Below are 19283 nucleotides of genomic sequence, written 5' to 3' on the forward strand. Positions count from 1 at the left end.
CTCACCAATTGCAGCCCACGCGGAAGGTGCACCCATGGCGAGGACCAGCGGCACGTCGGACACCGTGGGCGAAGATGTCGCGTCGCGTCCCGAACGGTTCATGCGCTCGGCGCTGGCCATCCTCGGCGAGACCGGCCGCACCGACTTCACGGTGCTCGAGGTCGTGGAGCGTTCGAAGACCTCTCTGCGGTCCTTCTACCAGCGCTTCTCCACCAAGGACGAGCTGCTGCTGGCACTCATCGAGCGCATCATGGCCGAATCCGCCCGGCACTGGCGTGCCGACACCGATGACCTGCCCGCCCCGGCGGCACTGCGCACGCTGATCGACCGCATCTGCGTCCTACCCGGATCGGACACCCAGGACCGGGTCAACAAGGGTCTGACCTCGTACAACGACCGCCTCGCCGAATCGATGCCGCGGGAGTACGCCATGGTGCTGACCCCTCTGCACACCCTGATCGCCGACATCATCCGGCGCGGCATCGCCGACGGCGACTTCCGCGACGACCTCGACGTCGCCGCGACGTCGGCCCTGATCATGCAGTCGGTGCTGGGTTCGATGCGGCTGCGGGTGCTCGGTGCCGAACTGTCGGGGGCCCCGGTCGACGCCGGGCACATCTACGACTTCTGCGCGCGGGCCCTCCTCATCGCACCGCACTGATCGCCCCTGTTTACCCCGTCGACCAAGTGGTAATGTCATTACCACTTGGCGTGAATACGACTTCCGGGAGGCGGATATGCCCTCACGTGAACTGTCCTATCCGGTCTTCGACGGGGACAACCACTTCTACGAGCCCAAAGAGGCGCTGACGCAGTTCCTGCCGGAGCACCGCAAAGGCGTCATCGACTACATCGACGTCCGGGGCCGCACCAAGATCGTCGTGCGCAACACGATCAGCGACTACATCCCCAACCCGACGTTCGAGGTGGTGGCCCGGCCCGGTGCGCAGGAGGAGTACTTCCGGCACGGCAGCGGCGGTAAGAGCTTCCGCGAGGTCATGGGCAAGCCCATGAAGGCGATCCCCGCCTTCCGCAACCCCGAGGCGCGCCTCGAAGTGCTCGACGGGCTCGGGTTGGACTACTCGATCATGTTCCCGACGCTGGCCAGCCTGGTCGAGGAACGCATGAAGGACGACCCGGACCTGATCCTCGACATCATCCATGCGCTCAACCAGTGGATGTACGAGACCTGGCAGTTCGATTACGAGGGCCGCATCTTCTCCACGCCGGTCATCAATCTCAGCGTCGTCGATCGGGCGCTCGAAGAACTCGAGTGGTGCCTCGAGCGCGGCGCGAAGACCGTGCTGGTCCGCCCCGCCCCGGTCCCGGGCTACCGCGGGACCCGCTCGCCGGGCCTGCCGGAGTTCGACCCGTTCTGGGACGCCTGCGTCAAGGCCGGCATCCCCGTGTCGATGCACGCTTCGGACAGTGGTTATGCGCAGTACCTCAACGACTGGGAACCGGCCGATGAGTACCTGCCGTTCAAGCCGACCGCATTCCGGATGGTCTCGATGGGTAAGCGCCCGATCGAGGACACCATGGCGGCGCTGGTCTGTCACGGCGCGCTGACCCGCAACCCGGACCTGCGCATCCTGTCGATCGAGAACGGCGCCTCGTGGGTGCCCTACCTCTTCTACCAGTTCAAGGACGTCTACTCGAAGATGCCGCAGGAGTTCCCCGAGGACCCGATCGAAGCCTTCAAACGCTGCGTCTACGTGGCCCCGTTCTGGGAGGACAACTTCAAGCAGATGTCCGAACTGCTCGGCGTCGACCGGGTGATCTTCGGTTCGGACTGGCCGCACCCCGAAGGTCTCGCCGATCCGATCAATCTGGTCGGCGACCTCGAAGAGCAGGGCCTCGACGAGGAGTCGATCCGAAAGATCATGGGCGGCAACCTCGTCGACCTGTTCAAGGTGCCCAACGAGGTCGTCCACCGGCCCGACGTGCCCGCCCTGGTCATCGCGTGACGACAGACGTCACCTCGCCGGAAAGCCTGCTGTTCGCCTCGACGGCACAGTCCTTCCTCGAGAAAGAGGCGTCGCTGGCGCGGGTGCGCGAATTGCACGCCGCGGGCACCTCTTTCGACCCGCAGTGGTGGCAGCGCGCCGCCGAACTGGGCTGGGCCAGCCTGCTGGTCCCCGAGGAACTCGGCGGCGGCAGTGTCTCGGGCAACGGGGTGGCCGATCTGGCGCTCGTCGCCGAGCAGATCGGCCGAACCGTGGCGCCGGGACCCCTGCACCCCGTCTCGACCGTGTTGGCGGGCCTCGTAGACGCCGAGGAACCCGAACGTCACAGCGCGCTCATCGAGTCGCTGGTCAGTGGTGAGTCCGTGGCGTCGTGGGCGGTCTACCGGCCGGGCCGCGGCTGGGCGCCGCACGACCCCGGGGTGACGGCATCGGCCACCGGATCGGGGTTCCGCCTCGACGGCGTCGCCGATCGCGTGGAGGCCGGCGGGGAGAGCGCCGTGCTGCTGGTGGTCACCGCATGCGACGGTGCGCTGCGTCAGTTCGTGGTGCCGACCGATGCGCCCGGCGTCACCGTCGAACCCCAGCGTTCGATCGATCTGGTCAAACGCTATGCACGCGTTGAGTTCTCCGGCGTCGAGGTGGACGCTTCCGCGGCGGTCGGCGCGGCGGAACAGACCAGGGATCTCATCGCCAGGCAGAGCCAGATCGCACAGCTGCTGCAGTGCGCCGAGGTGGTGGGCGTTCTCGGCGCGGTCGTCGACATGACCGTCCAATGGGCGTTCGACCGGCATTCGTTCGGCCGCCCGCTGGCCTCCTACCAGGCACTCAAGCACCGGTTCGCCGACCTGAGGATCGGCCTCGAGGCGTGCCGGGCGACCACCCGCGCCGCCGTCGTATCGGTGGCCACCAGGGCGGCCGACGCCGATTTCAACGTCAGTGCGGCCAAATCCCATGTGGGCGAACATGCTTCGCCGATGATCCAGGACTGCGTGCAGCTCCACGGCGGGATCGGGGTCACCTGGGAACACGATCTGCACCTGTACCTGCGGCGGGCGACGCAGTACCGGTCCCTGTACGGCACACCCGAGGACCACAATCTGCGCGTCTATGCCCTCGCCGAAGAGGCCGTCACCGACGAGTTGGAGCCCGCCTGATGACCGAGACGTCCACTCGATCCCAGTCCGCCCCGGCCGAAGCCGCCGAGTCGGTCGAGGAGTTCCAGGCCAGGGCCAGGGCGTGGCTCGCGGACAACATGCCGCGCATCGACCCGGACAATCCGCCGGACGCCGATCGCGGTGAGGAAGGCCCGTGGCTGCGCGCCCGGGAACTCCAGAAGAAGCTGTACGCGGGCGGGTTCGCCGGCATCTGCTTTCCGAAGGAGTACGGCGGCCTCGGCCTGCCGATCGCCTACCAGCGCGCCTTCGACCAGGAATCGAAAGCCTATGAGCTGCCGATCATCCTGAACACGCCCACCTTCACGATCTGTGCGGCCACCATCCTCGACACCGGTAACGAGGCGCAGAAGCAACAGCACATCGGCGGCGTCATCCGCGGCGACGAGATCCTGGTGCAGCTCCTGTCCGAACCCAGCGGCGGTTCGGATCTGGCCGGCGTCATCACCCGGGCGGACCGCCGTGGCGACAAGTGGGTCATCAACGGCGCCAAGACGTGGAGCACCAGCGCATTCGCCGCCGACTACGGCCTCCTGCTGGCCCGCACCGACTGGGATGTGCCGAAACACGAAGGCCTGACCATGTTTCTGGTGCCACTCGACGCGCCCGGCATCACGATGCGCCGGATCAAGCAGGTCGACGGCGGCAACGAGTTCTGCGAGGAGTTCTTCGACGACCTCGAACTGGGCGACGACGCGGTGGTCGGCGAGGTCAACAACGGCTGGGAGGTGGCCTCGCGACAGCTCTATCACGAGCGTCGCGCGGTCGGCGGCGGCTCCGAGTTCGCCAGCGGCATCGGGCCGGAGGGCGTCTCGGATCAGCCTGTCGACTACGTCGCCCTGTTGGCCGCCACCGGCCAGTCCGACAACGAACGCGTGCGCGAGATGGCCGGGCGGGCGCTGGTCCGGCGCAAGGTGCAGGAACAGCTGATCGACCACGTCTACCACGGGGTGCTCGACGGGAGCCTGCCGCCGGCGGCCGGATCGATCATCCGCATCACCCACGCCGAGTCGATCCAGTTCGAACTCGATACGGCGCTGTCGATCTCGGGGAGTTCGGGAGTGGTCGACGGCGGGGACGGTCTGGCCCAGTTCGGCGACCGCTACCTGTCGCGGCAGGCCGCGTCGCTGGGTGGCGGCACCACCGAGATCGCCCGCAACATCATCGGCGAACGCGTCCTGGGCTTCCCCAGGGAACCCGCGGCCGACCGCGGCGTGCCGTTCAAGGACGTCAAGCGCAACAAAGCCTGACCGCCCGTCAGAACAGCGTGGGCTGCACCGGTCCCGCCGCGGCGGGTACCGAGCCAACGAGCGGCTCGGTGCGGCGCGGACCACCGGCCAGCCCGTGCCGGGCCAGCAGCGGTGCCGCGCGGGCGCGCAGCATCTCCCGATAGTCCGCGGGCAGGTACGCACCCCGTCGGTAGAGGGTCCGGTACTCCCCGACGAGTTCGGGGTGTGCGCGGGCCAGCCACGCCATGAACCATCCGCGCGTCGCGCCGCGCAGATGCAACCCGAACACGGTGGCGCTGCGGGCACCGGCCGCGGCGATCTCCCCGAGCAGCGCGCCGAGGTGCGCCACAGAGTCGGTCAACCTCGGCAGCACGGGCGCCACCATCACATGGCAGTCCAGACCCGCCTCCCGGATGGCGGCGATCAGCGCCAGGCGCGCCTGCGGTGACGGGGTGCCCGGTTCGACGTCGCGGTGTAGATCCGGGTCACCGACCGCGAGCGAGACGGCCACGCTGACCGGAACCCGCCGCGCCGCCTCCGCGATCAGCGGCAGATCCCGGCGCAGCAGCGTGCCCTTGGTCAGTATGGAGAACGGGGTTCCCGAATCCCGCAGTGCGGCAATGATTCCCGGCATCAGTGCGTAGCGGCCCTCGGCACGCTGATACGGATCGGTGTTGGTGCCGAGGGCGACGGTCTCCCCGGTCCACGAGGGCCGGCGCAACTCCCGCCGCAACACGTCGACGACGTTGGTCTTCACGACGACCTGGGTGTCGAAATCGATGCCGATGTCGAAGTCGAGGTACTCGTGGGTGGGACGGGCGAAGCAGTAACGGCAGGCGTGTGAACACCCGCGATAGGCGTTGACGGTGTACTGGAAGGGCAGCATCGACGCGTTGGGCACCTTGTTCAGCGCCGACTTGCACAGCACCTCGTGAAACGTCATCCCCTCGAACTGCGGCGTACGCACACTGCGCACCAAGCCGATCCGCTGCAGGCCGGGCAGCGCGCCGTCGTCGACCTCCACACCCTGACCCGACCAACGCATGTCCACCATTCGAACGTAGGTTCGATCCGCTGTCAAGGGGGCGGATCCGCCGGGATTCACCCGGATCGGATTTCCCGTGCTAGCCTCAACGGAGAATGCTTTCTGCATTCGTACGTAAGTCGAAAGAAATCAAGATATGACACAGGGAACCGTTAAATGGTTCAACAGCGAAAAAGGCTTCGGCTTCATCGCTCCCGACGGCGGCTCTGATGACGTCTTCGTCCACTACTCTGAGATCCAAGGCGGCGGTTTCCGCTCGCTCGAGGAGAATCAGCGGGTCGAATTCGAAATCGGACAAGGTGCAAAGGGTCCGCAGGCTACCTCGGTGACCGCGATCTAGCAGACTTCAACGAATTGTGGGCCGCCGGATTCATCCGGCGGCCCACAGTCGTTTTCAGGGGTTGAACGTCACCGACTCTTCTGATCCGGTGCGTCCGAGAATTCCGGATTCTGCACCGGCGCAGAGGTTTCCTGCGCAGGACTCGGTTCGTTGACAACGGGATGCGAAAAAAGATCGCCGTGTTTCATAGGTGAAAACCCTTCAAGAATTTCTTCGGAGCGGCCGTCTCATCGGCCGAAAACACCGCTGACATGAGCGGTTCCTTGCCCACTCTACGCTTCTTCCCGGGGCGACACCGGGCGGCACCCGTGAATCAGTCCGGTCAGGCGGTCGGCCGCGGCGCGCACCGACTCCCCCAGTTCGACCACCCGCCGGCCCGTCATCGGCTCCGGCGCGTCGACCAGGCACAGCACCAGCGCCGGCGACGCGTCGGCGTCGAATGCCACCGCGTTGATCGAGATCGGCCGGTAGTGCGCCTCGGTGTCGACCTCCCCGACGAGTACGTCGACCGGATGCTCATCGCTCACGGTGCGCAGGGTGACCGGCGGCTGCCGGCGCCCGAGCGTGCCCACACCGCCGCGCAGCCGCGCGAGTTCGTCGGCGATGGTGCGCATCCCCTGGTCCACACATTCCACGGCGTACCCGCGCTGCCGCGTCAGCGCGAGCACCTCCCGATAGCCGGCACGCAGATCGCCGGCGTCGACGCCGAGGTCCGCGGCACCGGTGCGGTACCACTGGTCGAGCCGGTCGGGCCCGAACCAGGCGGCCAGCGCTGAACCCAGCGGAGGGGTGATCTGGATCCGGTCCCCGAGCCGGAGACCGAGCGTCCCCCGCCGCCCGCGTCGGGGTTGCACGGCCTCGGTGACCACCAGATCGTCACCCGACCAGACGAATGCCAGACACGCCATGTCGGCCGTGTCCGCGAGCTCGTGCATGGCCGGCCGTGCCAGATCGACGACGTCGAGCGCATCCGCGGCCGCCTGGCCGAGAGGGACCAGGGCCGGACCCAGATGGAACGTCTTGCGGGCGGGGTGCCGGACCAGCCATCCCGCATCGGTGAGCGCGACCAGCATCGGATAACACGTCGCCTTGGCCACCCCCAGGTGCCGGGCGATCTCGGCGAGGGTGCGCCCGGTCCGTGGCTGCTCGCTGAGCAACTCCATGAGCAGCAGGATGCGGTCGGACTGCGGTGACGGACGGGCCATGTGTTCGCACTATGCCACCATTGTGACGCGTTGTGAAAACACTTGTCGTGCCAACAAGCGACCACCTGCGATGTGTGGTCGGGGCTTGGAGGTGGCACATGACTGTCAGCGGCGGCGATCTACTCGCCCGGGCGTTGGCGGATGCGGGCGTCACGGAGGTGTTCACCCTGCACGGTGGCCACCTGGACGCCTTCCTGGTGGCGTGCGGCAAACACGATGTCCGGCTCACCGATACGCGGCACGAGTCCAGCGCCGGCCACGCGGCGGACGCCTACGCGCGCGTGACCGGGAGTCTGGGGGTGTGCGTGGTGACCTCGGGTCCGGGCTTCACCAACGCCTACACCGCGATCGCCAACGGCTACCTCGACCGCACCCCCACGCTGTTCATCGTGGGCGGGCCCCCGTTGCGGGAGAGCGAGACCAACCCGCTGCAGGGCGGCTTCGATCAGGTGGCCGCGGCGGCGCCGGTGACCAAGTGGGCGTACCGGCTCACCGAAGCCGCCCGCATTCCCGAGATCGTGTCCCTGGCCGTGCGTAAGGCGACCACCGGCGCACCGGGTCCGGTCCTGCTGGAGGTGCCCATCGACGTGATGTTCGGCGAGGCGGACGAAGCCGAGGTGAGGTACCCGGCGCGCTACGCCCTCGACGCGCGTTCGGTGCCGTCGGATTCCGTTGTCCACCAAGCGCTCGACGTGCTCCAGGGCGCCCAGCACCCGGTCATCGTCATCGGTGGTGGTGTCACCTTCTCGCGCGCAGCCGACGCGCTGGTCGCCTTCGCCGAGACGGTCGGCGTTCCGGTGTTCTACCCCGGCAAGTCCGACGGCGCCATCCCCGCCAGTCACCGACTCGCCGCGGGCGGACTGCTCGGGCTGGGCGCCCTGTCCGCGCTGGGCGCCCCGACCCCCGATGTGGTGCTGCTCGTCGGCGCCCGGGCCGGCATGTTCACCGGAGGGCGCGCGAGCATGTTCCCCGGCGCCCGCATCGTGCAGGTCGACCTGGACGCGGCCGAGATCGGAGCCACGCAGGATGTCGCCGTCGCGATAGTGGCCGACTGCCGGGAGACGCTGCGGGCGTTGCAGGCCGCGGCGGCGGACCGCGACTGGCCGGACTGGTCTGAGTGGGTTCACACCGCGGTGCAGGCGCAGCGGTTCCACCGCGCCCTCTACCCCGACGCTGCGACGCCCAGCGGTCGGATGCATCCGTACTTCGCCGCCCGCGCCGTCGTCGAGGCATGCCCTCCGGGAACGACCTTCGTGCTCGACGGCGCCGAGGCGCCGGCCTGGGCGGAGTTCTTCGCGACCACCGAGACGGTCGGTGGTGTGCTGCGCCTGGGCTATCTCGGAACCCTCGGCGTCGGGCCGGGTTTCGCGATCGGTGCCGCACGGGCCCGGCCGGCGGCCCCGGTGGTGCTCATCACCGGCGACGGTGCCGCCGGCTTCCACCTCGGCGAGTTCGACACCATGGCCCGCCACGGTATGCCGGTGTTGACGGTCGTCTTCAACAACGCGGTGTGGGGCATGTCGGTGCACGGCCAGCAGGCCGTCTACGGGGACGGCGGTGTCGTGGTGTCCGAATTGGCCGACAGCTCATACGAAAAGGTCGCCGAGGCGTTCGGCGGCTACGGTGAGCGCGTCGGCGAGGTCGACGAGATCGCCGCCGCCGTCCAGCGCGCATTCGCCGCGCAGGTTCCCGCCTGTCTCAACCTCGAGATCGATCCGCACACCGTGCATCCACTGACCACGATGATGCTCGGCGACGTGACCGCCACCGACGCGATCGTCGTGCCCTACTACGAGAACCTGCCCCGCTGACGAATCACCAGGCGCGCAGTGCGCACTGCGTGCCGCTGCCGCCGTCGGACTGCACGACGACCACACTGTCGACGGCGATCTCGCAGTGGAAGTTCGGCGGAACCCGCAGCGCCCCGCTGGCGCTGACCAACGCCCACTGGGTGGGGTCGTCGAGCGTGGTCTGGAAGACCCACGGAACACCCGGCTGCAGGGGCACTTTCACGTTCGTCAGGTATCTCGACGAGTCGGCGTCGAAGTCGGCCCGGCTCGGCGGTTCGGTCGCCAGATAGTAGATCTGGGCGTTGAGTTCGCTCTGCGCGACGACCGTGTAGGTGACCATGTGGGAGCCGCGCTCCGCTGCCGGGTCGGCGTGCGCCACCACAGGGCTCACCGTCATCGCCGCCGCCACCATCACTGATGCCACTGCTGTTCGCATGTCGGCTTCATCGACGGGACGCACCGGGCCGTTACACCGCCGCGCACCCCGACTGGGCGTCTGCCCAGCAGGTTAATTTGTTCGTCACACACAGTCATTTCCCAGAAACACCGGCCACTTAACGTGCCGATGCGGCACTGCGACGGTGCCGCGCGTGCCCGCGCTGTTGACTTCAGGGAAAGGCTTTACATGCGACGACCAGGACGCTCCTCGTTCCACAGATCGGCTCTTGCTGCGGGAAGTCTGGTCACCGTGACCAGCATGTTGCTGGCGGGCTGCGGCAGCAAGGCCAGCGACACCGACGCCGCCAGCGCCGAGTCCTGTGTCGACACCTCCGGCCCGAACATCAAGGTGGGCTCGCTGAACTCGCTGTCCGGCACGATGGCGATCTCGGAGGTCACCGTCCGCGACGCCATCAAGCTGGCGGTCGACGAGATCAACGGCGCCGGCGGGGTGATGGGCAAGCAGATCCAGCTCATCGGCGAGGACGGCGCCTCCGAGCCGACGGTGTTCGCGGAGAAGGCCGAGAAGCTGATCAGCAGCGACTGCGTCGCCGCAGTGTTCGGCGGCTGGACCTCGTCGAGCCGCAAGGCCATGCTTCCGGTGTTCGAGAGCGCCAACTCGCTGCTGTACTACCCGGTGCAGTACGAGGGCCTCGAGTCGTCGAAGAACATCTTCTACACCGGCGCCACCACCAACCAGCAGATCGTTCCCGCACTGGACTACCTCAAGGAGAAGGGCGTCAAATCGCTGTACCTGGTGGGCAGCGACTACGTCTTCCCGCAGACCGCCAACCGCATCATCAAGGCCTACGCCGAGGCCAACGGCATCGCGATCAAGGGTGAGGACTACACCCCGCTGGGTTCGACGGACTTCTCGACGATCGTCAACAAGGTCCGCACCGCCGACGCCGACGCGGTGTTCAACACGCTCAACGGCGACTCCAACGTCGCGTTCTTCCGCGAGTACAAGAACGTCGGCCTGACCCCGCAGGCGATGCCGGTGGTGTCGGTGTCGATCGCCGAGGAAGAGGTCGGCGGCATCGGCGTGCAGAACATCACCGGTCAGCTGACGGCCTGGAACTACTACCAGACCATCGACACCCCGGTGAACAAGGCGTTCGTGGAGGCCTACAAGAAGGCCTATGGCGCGAACAAGCCCACCTCCGATCCGATGGAGGCCGCCTACGTGTCGGTGTACCTGTGGAAGAACACCGTCGAGAAGGCACAGTCGTTCGACGTCAAGGCGATCCAGGACAACGCGGGCGGGGTCACGTTCGACGCACCCGAGGGCAAGGTCACGATCGACGGCGAGAACCACCACATCACCAAGACCGCCCGCATCGGTGAGATCCGCCCGGACGGCCTGATCTACACGATCTGGGAGTCCCCCGGGCCGATCGAGCCGGACCCGTACCTGAAGTCCTACCCGTGGGCCGCCGGCCTCTCCAGCTGATCGGGGCGAGCGAAGCGACGGGAGAAAGTCCTAGATGGATGTCCTGATCGGGCAGCTGGCAACGGGATTGAGCCTCGGCTCGATCCTGTTGCTGGCCGCGCTCGGGCTCTCGCTGACCTTCGGTCAGATGGGGGTCATCAACATGGCGCACGGCGAGTTCATCATGGCCGGCTGCTACACCGCCTACGTGGTGCAGCAGGTGTTCTCCAGCGCCGGTGCGTCACTGCTGATCTCGCTGGTGGTCGGGTTCTTCGTCGGCGGCGCCATGGGCGCCCTCCTGGAGGTGACCCTGATCCAGCGGATGTATCACCGACCGCTGGACACCCTGCTGGTCACCTTCGGGGTCGGGCTGATCCTGCAGCAGATCGCCAGGGACATCTTCGGCGCTCCCGCGGTCAACGTCGTTGCGCCGTCGTGGCTTTCCGGTGGGGTGGAGATCCTCGGCGCGGTGGTGCCCAAGACCCGCATCTTCATCCTGGTGCTGGCGGTGGTGTGCGTGGCGGTCCTGGCCACCGTGCTCAAGACCAGCCCGATGGGCCGGCGCATCCGCGCGGTGGTGCAGAACCGTGATCTCGCGGAGACCAGCGGCATCTCATCGCGCAAGACCGACATCACCACGTTCTTCATCGGATCGGGTCTGGCCGCCGTCGCCGGGGTGGCGCTGACCCTGATCGGGTCGACCAGCCCGACCACCGGACAGAGCTTCCTGATCGACGCATTCCTCGTGGTGGTCGTCGGTGGCCTCGGGCAGATCAAAGGAACCGTCATCGCGGCGCTGGCACTGGGTTTCCTGAACTCGTTCATCGAGTACAACACCACCGCGTCGCTGGCCAAGGTGATCGTCTTCGTGATCATCGTGATCTTCCTGCAGGCGCGCCCGCAGGGCCTGTTCACCGTTCGGACAAGGAGTCTCGTATGAGGACCTTCGTGGGACGCTGGCAGACGTGGGCGGGGTTCGGCGTGGCGGCGCTGCTGCTCTTCGCGGTGGCGCCCGCGGTCCTGTCCGACTTCCGGCTCGGCCTGCTCGGCAAATTCCTCTGCTTCGCGATCGTCGCGGTCGGCATCGGCCTGGCCTGGGGCCGGGGCGGCATGCTGGTCCTGGGGCAGGGGGTGTTCTTCGGCCTCGGCGGCTACATGATGGGCATGCACCTCAAGATCTCCGATGCGCAGCTGCGCGGAGACGATGTGCCGGACTTCATGCAGATCGCCGGTGTGCGCGAATTGCCCGGCTACTGGGCGCCGTTCGCCTCCCCCGCCTTCACGCTGCTGGCGATCGTCGTGATCCCGACCGGCATTGCCGCGGTGCTGGGTTTCGGGGTGTTCAAGCGCCGGGTCAAGGGCGCCTACTTCGCGATCCTGTCCCAGGCGCTGGCGGCCGCGCTGGCCATCCTGCTGGTCGGCCAGACCGGGCTGGGGGGAAGCAACGGGCTGACGAACTTCCGGACGTTCTTCGGGTTCGCGCTCAACGATCCGGTCAACAAGCAGATGCTCTACTTCATCGCCGCGGCGGTGCTGCTGATCGTGGTCGCGGTGGTGCGGCAACTAATGCAGAGCCGCTACGGCGAACTGCTCGTGGCGGTGCGCGACGGTGAGGAGCGGGTGCGCTTCCTCGGCTACGACCCGGCCAACATCAAGGTCGTCGCCTACACGGTGGCCGCGCTGTGCGCCAGCATCGCCGGAGCGCTGTTCGCCCCGATCGTCGGATTCATGGCGCCGTCTCAGGTGGGCATCCTGCCGTCCATCGCCTTCCTCATCGGCGTCGCGATCGGTGGCCGCACCACCCTGCTCGGACCGGTGCTCGGCGCCATCGGCGTCGCGTGGGCGCAAACCCTGTTCTCCGAACGGTTCCCGTCGGAGTGGATCTACGCCCAGGGCCTGCTGTTCATCGTCGTCGTCGGGTTCTTCCCCGCCGGGCTGGCCGGGCTCGGTGTGCTGCTCAAACGACGGCGTAGGAAGAAGTCGGAACCCGTACCCGCACAACCCGATCCGCAACCCGAGAAGGTGGGGGCGCCCACATGACGACCACCACCGACCGCGAACCGGTCGCCGGCGGCAACGCCGGCATGGGGGCGGAGTACCTCGAAGTCCGCGGGCTGACCGTCGATTTCGACGGGTTCAAGGCGGTCAGCGATGTGAACCTGACCCTCTTCCAGGGTGATCTGCGCTTCCTCATCGGGCCGAACGGGGCCGGTAAGACCACAGTCATCGACGCGATCACCGGCCTGGTCAACGCCTCCGGATCGGTCAACAAGTCCGGCGTCGAACTGCTCGGCAAGAAGGTGCACCAGATCGCCAAACTCGGCGTCGGACGGACCTTCCAGACCGCGAGCGTCTTCGAACAGCTCACCGTGTTGCAGAACCTCGACATCGCCGCCGGAGCGCACCGGTCGGCCTGGACGCTGCTGCGCCGCAGGCACGGGGTGTCACCGGCCATCGAGGAGGCCCTGGAGACCGTCGGCCTGACCGAGATGGCCGACAAGCCCGCAGGCGTGCTGGCACACGGTCAGAAGCAGTGGCTCGAGATCGGCATGCTGCTGGTCCAGAACGCCGACGTGCTGCTGCTCGACGAGCCGGTGGCGGGAATGAGCACCGAGGAACGGGAAGAGACCGGAAACCTGTTGCGCCGCATCGGTGGTCAGCGCACCGTCGTCGTCGTCGAACACGACATGGATTTCATGCGTGCCTTCGCGACGTCGGTGACGGTGCTGGCCCGCGGCCAGGTGATCGCCGAAGGGTCGGTCGCCGAGGTGCAGGCGAACCCGAAGGTGCAGGAGGTGTACCTGGGTACCGCCGCCGCGGGTGCCGACGGGATCGCCGACGACCTCGTCGTGGAAGGTGACTGACATGCTGCAACTCGTCGACGTCCGCACCGGCTACGGGCGGTCACAGGTCATCCACGGCGCGAGCGTCGAGGTGCCCGCCGACGGCGTGGCCGCGGTGATGGGACACAACGGCGCAGGCAAGACGACGCTGCTGCGCGCGGCGGTCGGGCTGCTGAAGTGCACGGGTGGGCGGGTGATGTTCGAAGGTGAGGACATCACCAGACTGCGGCCCAGCGCGCGGGTGGCCCGCGGGCTGGCGTACGTGCCGCAGGGCCAGCAGTCGTTCGGACAGCTGACCACGGCGGAGAACCTCCAGGTGGTCGCTGACGGCCGCAAGAACGGCAAGCAGCTGATCGACGAGCAACTCGACCTGTTCCCCGCGCTCAAAGAGCTGTTGACCCGCCGCGCCGGTCTGCTCTCCGGCGGACAACGCCAGCAGCTCGCGATCGCCCGCGCGTTGATCACCAGCCCGAAGTGCCTGATCCTCGACGAACCCACCGAAGGCATCCAGCCGTCCGTGGTCGCCGAGATCGAGGGCGCGATCACGGCGTTGACCGCGCGCGGCGACCTCGGTGTCCTGCTCGTCGAACAGCACATCGGCTTCGCGCTGGAATCGTCACAGCGCTACTACATCCTCGAAGCCGGTCGGATCACCTCCAGCGGCACCGGAGGGTCCGCCTCGGAGGCCGACGTGCGGGCCGCGATGGCCATCTGAGCTACTGTCGGCGGCATGAAAGCCGTCAGCTGCGAGCGCGGCACCCTGTCCGTGGTCGACCTGCCCACCCCGCGGCCGGCCAAAGGCCAGCTGCTGCTCGAGGTGCGGCGCTGCGGGATCTGCGGATCCGACCTGCACGCCAAGGACCACGCCGACGAGTTGACCGAGGTGATGGACCGGATCGGCTATCCGGACTTCATGCGCGGGGACACCCCGGTGGTTCTCGGTCACGAGTTCTGCGGTGAGGTGGCCGACCGCGGTAAGGGTGTCGGTAAGGAGTTCAAACCGGGCACGCCGGTCGTGTCCTTCCCGCTGGTGCGGGCCGCCGGCGGCATCCACCTCACCGGGCTCTCCCCGCTGGCGCCCGGTGGCTTCGCCGAACAGGTCGTCGCCGAGGCGTCGATGAGCTTCGTCATCCCCAACGGACTCGACCTGGACACCGCGGCGCTGACCGAGCCGATGGCCGTCGCTCTGCACGCCGTGCGGCGCAGTGAGATCCGCAGACGCGACACCGCGATCGTGATCGGCTGCGGGCCGGTCGGCCTCGCGGTGATCTGCCACCTCAAGGCGCTCGGCGTGCGCACGATCGTCGCCAGCGACTTCTCCGCCACCCGGCGCGCCCTGGCCACCCGCTGCGGGGCGCACGTGGTCGTCGACCCGGCCGTCGACTCACCGTACGAGGCGGGCGGTCAGCGCGGTGCGATCACCGAGGCCCCGCAGCTCTACGAATTGGGAGTGGGCTCCATGGAGAAGCTGCGCCGGGTGCCGGGCTGGATCCACCTCTACCGGGCCGCCGAGGCGCTCGGCGCCGCGGGACCGAAACGACCGATCGTGTTCGAATGCGTCGGGCTGCCCGGCGTTATCGACGGCATCATCGGCGCGGCCCCGCTGCAATCCCGCGTGGTGGTCGTCGGCGTCTGCATGGGCGAGGACCGGCTGCACCCGACCATCGCCAACGCCAAGGAGATCGACCTGCGGTTCGTATTCGCCTACACGCCCCTGGAGTTCCGCGACACGCTGTACATGCTCGCCGAGGGCAAGCTCGACGCGTCACCGCTGATCACCGGCACCGTCGGGCTCGACGGCGTCGCGAACGCCTTCGACGTGCTGGGATCGGCCGAGGCGCACGCCAAAATCCTCATCGACCCCCGCAGCACCGCCGTCGCACCCTAGCCGAGCCGCGAAACCACCTCCGCGACAACGGCTTCCCGCGCCATCTCGATCTGGTCACCGGTGCCGAGGTCCTTCACCTTCACGGTGGCGACGCCGGGGTCGGCGATCAGCGCGATGGACGCACCCGTGCGGTCCGCCGCCTTGAGGGCGGCCTTGAGGCTGCGATCGCCGTAGGCCACGTCGGCGCGGACACCGGCGCGGCGCAGATCCGCGGCCAGCACGGCGATGTCGACCTTCGCGTCGGGGCCGGACGGGATGCAGTACACGTCGATCCGAGCGACCTGGCCCGCCGTCTTACCCTCCGCGCGCAGTGCCAGCAGGGTGCGGTCGACCCCCAGCCCGAACCCGATCCCGGACACGTCCTGACCGCCCAGCCGGCGCATCAGCCCGTCGTACCGTCCGCCACCGCCGATGCCGGACTGGGCGCCCAGACCGTCGTGGACGAATTCGAACGTGGTCTTGGTGTAGTAGTCGAGACCGCGCACCATCCGCGGGTTGATCACGTACGGCACGCCCAGCGCCTGCAGGTGCGTCTGCACCGCCTCGAAATGCGCCTTCGCACTGTCGGACAGGTGGTCGAGCATCACGGGCGCGTCGGCGGTCATCTCGCGCACGTGGGGGCGCTTGTCGTCGAGCACGCGCAGCGGGTTGATCTCCGCGCGGCGGCGAGTCTCTTCATCGAGATCGAGCTTGAACAGGAAGTCCTGCAACAGTTCCCGATACTGCGGCCGGCACGTGTCGTCACCGAGTGAGGTCAGCTCGAGCCGGAAGCCGTCGAGCCCCAGCGACCGGAACCCGGCATCGGCGACCGCGATCACCTCCGCGTCGAGCGCCGGATCGTCCACCCCGATCGCCTCGATGCCGACCTGCTGCAGTTGGCGGTACCGCCCCGCCTGCGGCCGTTCGTAGCGGAAGAACGGTCCGGCGTAGCAGAGCTTGACCGGCAGCGCGCCGCGGTCGAGTCGGTGCTGGATCACCGCGCGGATCACCCCGGCGGTCCCCTCGGGACGCAGCGTCACCGACCGGTCGCCGCGGTCGGCGAAGGTGTACATCTCCTTGCTCACCACGTCCGTGGACTCCCCCACGCCGCGTGCGAACAGCGCGGTGTCCTCGAAGATCGGCAGCTCCACGTCGCCGTAGCCGGCACGGCGCGCGGCCGACAGCAGCCCATCCCGCACGGCGACGAACTGCGCCGACTCGGGCGGTAGGTAGTCCGGGACGCCCTTGGGCGCCTGGAACGCGGTCTCGGTCACAGTCTGAGCCCTTCGAGGAACGGGTTGGTGCGGCGTTCGGCGCCGATCGTGGACCGTGGCCCGTGCCCGGGCAGCACCACGGTGTCGTCGTCGAGTACCAGCAGTTTGGTCAGGATCGAACCGAGCAGGTCGCGTCCGCTGCCGCCGGGCAGATCGGTGCGGCCGACGGACCCGCGGAACAGGGTGTCGCCGGTCAGCGCCACCTGCGAACCGTCGGCGGCGAGCCGGAACACCACCGAGCCGCGGGTATGCCCGGGCGTGTGGTCGACGGTCACCGCCATACCGCCGCCGAAATCCAGCGTCTGGCCGTCGCGGTCCAGTTCGACCACCTGCCGCGGTTCGCGGAACAACGCACCCATCAGCATCTGCCCCACCCTGGGGCCGAAACCCTTGATCGGATCGGTCAGCATGAACCGGTCCTCGGGGTGGATGTAGGCCTGGCAGCCGTAGGTGTCGGCGACCTTCTGGGCCGACCAGATGTGGTCGATGTGGCCGTGGGTCAACAGCACCGCCGCCGGCGTGAGGCGGTGTTCGTCGAGGACTCGGCGCAGCGGCGCCATGGCGCGCTGTCCCGGGTCGACGACGATGGCGTCCGACCCCGGCCGCTGGGCGAGCACGTAGCAGTTGCACGCCAACATGCCCGCCGGGAATCCGGTGATCAACACGTATGCCAGTTTCCCATGCCCGCCGCGGTGCGGTTTTCCAGCGGGTCGTTCACCTGACCCTCAGCAACTTTTGGCACACTCGGTGCCGACCGGACGCGGGTATGACCGCGCAGACGAGGAGGACAGCGGCAGTGCCGACTAACGAACAGCGACGCGAGGCGGCCAAACGCAAGCTCGAACGGCAGCTCGAGCGCCGGGCCGAGAAGGCGCGCAAGCGGCGGATCGCCACGATCGCCGGCTCGGCGGTGGCGGCGGTCGTCGTGATCGGCGCCATCGTCGCGACCATCGTGCTCACCAAAAGTGACTCGTCGGACACCACCGCCTCGGCACAGACCCCCACCCCCACCTCGGGGGCCCCCGCGCAGCCGGCCGCCGACGGCGGATTGCCGGCGTTCGCGCCGCCCGCCGGGCTGGGCGCGGACTGCCAGTACCCCGCTTCCGGTGCGGCGAGCAAGCCGGTCGAACCGCCGCGCACCGGCCAGGTGCCCACCGACCCGGCCGAGGTCAGCGTCAGCATGTCAACCAACCAGGGCAACCTGGGTCTGCTGCTCGACAACGCCAAGGCGCCGTGCACGGTCAACAGCTTCGCCAGCCTGGCGCAGCAGGGCTACTTCAACGACACGCCGTGCCACCGGCTGACCACCACCCCGTCCCTGTCGGTGCTGCAGTGCGGCGACCCGACCGGTGAGGGCACCGGCGGGCCCGGGTACAAGTTCGCCAACGAGTACCCGACGAACCAGTACCAGCCCGACGACCCCGCCCTTGGCGAAGCGGTGCTCTACCCGCGCGGCACGATCGCGATGGCCAACGCCGGCCCCAACACCAACGGCAGCCAGTTCTTCCTGGTTTACAAGGATTCGCAGCTGCCGCCGGGCTACACCGTGTTCGGCCGGATCGACGACACCGGCCTGGCCACCCTGGACAAGATCGCGGCGGCCGGGGTGCAAGGCGGCGGGCCCGACGGTGCACCGGCCGAAGAGGTACAGGTCAAGACGATCCTGCTCGACTGATGAGTTACCCGTCCTGGCCGCCCTACCCGCCACCGCCGGCGTACCCGCGTACCACCAACGCGTGGGCCGTCGCCGCGTTGGTGTGCGCGTTCCTGTTCGCGCCGCTGGGCATCGTCTTCGGCCACCTGTCGCTGTCCCAGATCAAACGGACCGGGGAGGACGGCCGCGGACTCGCGCTGGCCGGCCTGATCATCGGGTACGTCATGACGGCGCTGACCGTCATCGTCGTCGTGTTCAGCGTGCTGTTCCTGGTGGCGGTGGCCCAGCACGTCGGCGAACTGCGCGTCGACGACGGATCCACCCGGAGCGCCGCACCGCCCTCCGGTGACCGGCTGCCGGCGTTCGTCGCACCCCGCAACCTCGGCGCCAACTGCCAGTACCCCAAGGGTGACCTGCCCGCCGGGGCACCGGTCACCCCGCCGCGCACCGGACGGGTGCCGACCGACCCGGCGAAGATCAGCGCCAGCGTGTCGACCAGTCAGGGCAACATCGGCCTGGAACTCGACAACGGCAAGTCGCCCTGCACGGTGAACAACTTCGCCAGCCTCGCCCAACAGGGCTTCTTCGACGACACCACCTGCCACCGGCTGACCACCGCCCGCTCCCTGAACGTGCTGCAGTGCGGGGATCCGACCGGCACCGGCGCGGGTGGCCCGGGATACCGGTTCCCGAACGAATACCCGACCAGCCAGTACCGGTTGTCGGATCCGGGGCTGCGGCGTCCGGTGGTGTACCCGCGGGGCACGCTGGTGATGGCCAACACCGGCCCGGGCACCAACGGCAGCCAGTTCATGCTCGTGTACGGGGACACCCTGCTGCCGCCGACGTACACGGTCTTCGGGACCGTCGACTCCACCGGACTGGCGACACTCGACAGGATCGCGGCCCGCGGCGTTGCGGGCGGCGCTGACGACGGGAAGCCCGCCGCCGAGGTCAAGATCATTTCCGCGAGGCTCGACTGATCCCAGTGCCGTTGCCACGCAACGGATATCGAAGGGCAACGATT

At 68.3% G+C, this 19283-nt stretch carries 19 protein-coding genes; 14 read left to right on the forward strand and 5 right to left on the reverse strand.

The genetic code is table 11. The annotated features are described in order from the left end of the window. The first annotated feature begins 34 nt into the window (after positions 1 to 34). From G6N49_RS11795 to G6N49_RS11810, 4 genes are all read left to right on the forward strand, one after another. Positions 35 to 661: a TetR/AcrR family transcriptional regulator gene (locus G6N49_RS11795; protein WP_011855512.1), complete on the forward strand. Its 627-nt coding sequence runs from the start codon at positions 35 to 37 to the stop codon at positions 659 to 661. 76 nt (positions 662 to 737) lie between these two features. Next, positions 738 to 1967, forward strand: coding sequence for an amidohydrolase family protein (locus G6N49_RS11800; protein WP_064874417.1), 1230 nt, complete (start codon positions 738 to 740; stop codon positions 1965 to 1967). Continuing rightward, positions 1964 to 3121 carry an acyl-CoA dehydrogenase family protein gene (locus G6N49_RS11805; RefSeq protein WP_083045122.1) on the forward strand — a complete coding sequence of 386 codons (1158 nt, stop codon included), beginning with the start codon at positions 1964 to 1966 and terminating at the stop codon, positions 3119 to 3121. Before G6N49_RS11800 ends, G6N49_RS11805 begins: the two co-directional genes overlap by 4 nt. Further along, positions 3121 to 4389, forward strand: a complete 1269-nt coding sequence (locus tag G6N49_RS11810; protein WP_011855509.1) for an acyl-CoA dehydrogenase family protein — start codon at positions 3121 to 3123, stop codon at positions 4387 to 4389. The genes G6N49_RS11805 and G6N49_RS11810 overlap by 1 nt, the downstream gene beginning before the upstream one ends. A 7-nt stretch (positions 4390 to 4396) precedes the next feature. On the opposite strand, the gene G6N49_RS11815 is transcribed toward G6N49_RS11810, so the two are convergent. Beyond that, entirely contained in the window at positions 4397 to 5413 is a 1017-nt protein-coding gene (locus G6N49_RS11815) for an Rv2578c family radical SAM protein (RefSeq protein WP_083045135.1), read from the reverse strand. Positions 5414 to 5549: 136 nt separating this feature from the next. Between G6N49_RS11815 and G6N49_RS11820 the strand changes: the two genes are divergently transcribed. After that, on the forward strand, positions 5550 to 5753 hold the full coding sequence (locus G6N49_RS11820) for a cold-shock protein (RefSeq protein ID WP_011559693.1): 204 nt from the start codon (positions 5550 to 5552) through the stop codon (positions 5751 to 5753). Between the two features lie 272 nt (positions 5754 to 6025). Here the strand turns inward: G6N49_RS11820 and G6N49_RS11825 are convergent, their stop codons facing one another. Next, on the reverse strand, positions 6026 to 6958 hold the full coding sequence (locus tag G6N49_RS11825; protein ID WP_011855507.1) for an IclR family transcriptional regulator: 933 nt from the start codon (positions 6956 to 6958) through the stop codon (positions 6026 to 6028). Positions 6959 to 7056: 98 nt separating this feature from the next. On the opposite strand from G6N49_RS11825, the gene G6N49_RS11830 reads away from it, so the two are divergent. Continuing rightward, entirely contained in the window at positions 7057 to 8769 is a 1713-nt protein-coding gene (locus G6N49_RS11830) for a thiamine pyrophosphate-binding protein (protein ID WP_083045121.1), read from the forward strand. Between the two features lie 4 nt (positions 8770 to 8773). On the opposite strand, the gene G6N49_RS11835 is transcribed toward G6N49_RS11830, so the two are convergent. Continuing rightward, complete coding sequence (locus G6N49_RS11835; RefSeq protein WP_225891977.1) at positions 8774 to 9184, reverse strand: Rv2576c family protein; 411 nt, start codon at positions 9182 to 9184, stop codon at positions 8774 to 8776. A 189-nt stretch (positions 9185 to 9373) separates the two neighbouring features. Between G6N49_RS11835 and urtA the strand changes: the two genes are divergently transcribed. From urtA to G6N49_RS11865, 6 genes are read left to right on the forward strand one after another with little or no spacing between them, the layout of a single operon-like run. Beyond that, positions 9374 to 10639 (forward strand): urea ABC transporter substrate-binding protein, encoded by a 1266-nt coding sequence (gene urtA / locus G6N49_RS11840; RefSeq protein WP_011855505.1) that lies wholly within the window; start codon positions 9374 to 9376, stop codon positions 10637 to 10639. A gap of 34 nt (positions 10640 to 10673) precedes the next feature. Continuing rightward, positions 10674 to 11558 carry an urea ABC transporter permease subunit UrtB gene (gene urtB, locus G6N49_RS11845; RefSeq protein WP_011559688.1) on the forward strand — a complete coding sequence of 295 codons (885 nt, stop codon included), beginning with the start codon at positions 10674 to 10676 and terminating at the stop codon, positions 11556 to 11558. Continuing rightward, positions 11555 to 12658 carry an urea ABC transporter permease subunit UrtC gene (urtC, locus tag G6N49_RS11850; protein ID WP_011855504.1) on the forward strand — a complete coding sequence of 368 codons (1104 nt, stop codon included), beginning with the start codon at positions 11555 to 11557 and terminating at the stop codon, positions 12656 to 12658. The genes urtB and urtC overlap by 4 nt, the downstream gene beginning before the upstream one ends. After that, the gene (gene urtD, locus G6N49_RS11855) at positions 12655 to 13482 is read left to right on the forward strand and encodes an urea ABC transporter ATP-binding protein UrtD (RefSeq protein ID WP_011559686.1); all 828 of its coding nucleotides are present in this window, start codon (positions 12655 to 12657) and stop codon (positions 13480 to 13482) included. Before urtC ends, urtD begins: the two co-directional genes overlap by 4 nt. A 1-nt stretch (position 13483) precedes the next feature. Beyond that, positions 13484 to 14176, forward strand: coding sequence for an urea ABC transporter ATP-binding subunit UrtE (urtE, locus tag G6N49_RS11860; RefSeq protein ID WP_011559685.1), 693 nt, complete (start codon positions 13484 to 13486; stop codon positions 14174 to 14176). A gap of 15 nt (positions 14177 to 14191) precedes the next feature. Next, a complete protein-coding gene (locus G6N49_RS11865; protein WP_011559684.1) occupies positions 14192 to 15349 on the forward strand; it encodes a zinc-binding dehydrogenase in 1158 nt (385 codons plus the stop codon). Here G6N49_RS11865 and hisS read toward each other — a convergent pair. Both hisS and G6N49_RS11875 read right to left on the reverse strand, forming a co-directional pair. Then, on the reverse strand, positions 15346 to 16602 hold the full coding sequence (hisS, locus tag G6N49_RS11870; protein WP_011559683.1) for a histidine--tRNA ligase: 1257 nt from the start codon (positions 16600 to 16602) through the stop codon (positions 15346 to 15348). The genes G6N49_RS11865 and hisS overlap by 4 nt on opposite strands. Continuing rightward, positions 16599 to 17267, reverse strand: a complete 669-nt coding sequence (locus G6N49_RS11875; RefSeq protein WP_011559682.1) for an MBL fold metallo-hydrolase — start codon at positions 17265 to 17267, stop codon at positions 16599 to 16601. Before G6N49_RS11875 ends, hisS begins: the two co-directional genes overlap by 4 nt. Positions 17268 to 17398: 131 nt before the next feature. On the opposite strand from G6N49_RS11875, the gene G6N49_RS11880 reads away from it, so the two are divergent. Together G6N49_RS11880 and G6N49_RS11885 are read left to right on the forward strand one after the other, a co-directional pair. Continuing rightward, positions 17399 to 18277 carry a peptidylprolyl isomerase gene (locus G6N49_RS11880; RefSeq protein ID WP_041309634.1) on the forward strand — a complete coding sequence of 293 codons (879 nt, stop codon included), beginning with the start codon at positions 17399 to 17401 and terminating at the stop codon, positions 18275 to 18277. Beyond that, positions 18277 to 19239, forward strand: a complete 963-nt coding sequence (locus G6N49_RS11885; RefSeq protein WP_011855503.1) for a peptidylprolyl isomerase — start codon at positions 18277 to 18279, stop codon at positions 19237 to 19239. The genes G6N49_RS11880 and G6N49_RS11885 overlap by 1 nt, the downstream gene beginning before the upstream one ends. The last annotated feature ends 44 nt before the right edge of the window (positions 19240 to 19283 follow it).

The organism is Mycolicibacterium monacense (assembly GCF_010731575.1).
In the GTDB taxonomy this organism is placed as follows: domain Bacteria; phylum Actinomycetota; class Actinomycetes; order Mycobacteriales; family Mycobacteriaceae; genus Mycobacterium; species Mycobacterium monacense.

Excerpts from the sequence above, each read along its gene's own strand:
- G6N49_RS11795 (WP_011855512.1), top strand. The coding sequence starts at position 35 with ATGGCGAGGACCAGCGGCACGTCGGACACCGTGGGCGAAGATGTCGCG.
- G6N49_RS11800 (WP_064874417.1), top strand. The coding sequence starts at position 738 with ATGCCCTCACGTGAACTGTCCTATCCGGTCTTCGACGGGGACAACCAC.
- G6N49_RS11810 (WP_011855509.1), top strand. The coding sequence starts at position 3,121 with ATGACCGAGACGTCCACTCGATCCCAGTCCGCCCCGGCCGAAGCCGCC.
- G6N49_RS11815 (WP_083045135.1), bottom strand. The coding sequence starts at position 5,413 with ATGCGTTGGTCGGGTCAGGGTGTGGAGGTCGACGACGGCGCGCTGCCC.
- G6N49_RS11820 (WP_011559693.1), top strand. The coding sequence starts at position 5,550 with ATGACACAGGGAACCGTTAAATGGTTCAACAGCGAAAAAGGCTTCGGC.
- G6N49_RS11825 (WP_011855507.1), bottom strand. The coding sequence starts at position 6,958 with ATGGCCCGTCCGTCACCGCAGTCCGACCGCATCCTGCTGCTCATGGAG.
- G6N49_RS11830 (WP_083045121.1), top strand. The coding sequence starts at position 7,057 with ATGACTGTCAGCGGCGGCGATCTACTCGCCCGGGCGTTGGCGGATGCG.
- G6N49_RS11835 (WP_225891977.1), bottom strand. The coding sequence starts at position 9,184 with ATGCGAACAGCAGTGGCATCAGTGATGGTGGCGGCGGCGATGACGGTG.
- urtA (WP_011855505.1), top strand. The coding sequence starts at position 9,374 with ATGCGACGACCAGGACGCTCCTCGTTCCACAGATCGGCTCTTGCTGCG.
- urtB (WP_011559688.1), top strand. The coding sequence starts at position 10,674 with ATGGATGTCCTGATCGGGCAGCTGGCAACGGGATTGAGCCTCGGCTCG.
- urtC (WP_011855504.1), top strand. The coding sequence starts at position 11,555 with ATGAGGACCTTCGTGGGACGCTGGCAGACGTGGGCGGGGTTCGGCGTG.
- urtD (WP_011559686.1), top strand. The coding sequence starts at position 12,655 with ATGACGACCACCACCGACCGCGAACCGGTCGCCGGCGGCAACGCCGGC.
- urtE (WP_011559685.1), top strand. The coding sequence starts at position 13,484 with ATGCTGCAACTCGTCGACGTCCGCACCGGCTACGGGCGGTCACAGGTC.
- G6N49_RS11865 (WP_011559684.1), top strand. The coding sequence starts at position 14,192 with ATGAAAGCCGTCAGCTGCGAGCGCGGCACCCTGTCCGTGGTCGACCTG.
- G6N49_RS11885 (WP_011855503.1), top strand. The coding sequence starts at position 18,277 with ATGAGTTACCCGTCCTGGCCGCCCTACCCGCCACCGCCGGCGTACCCG.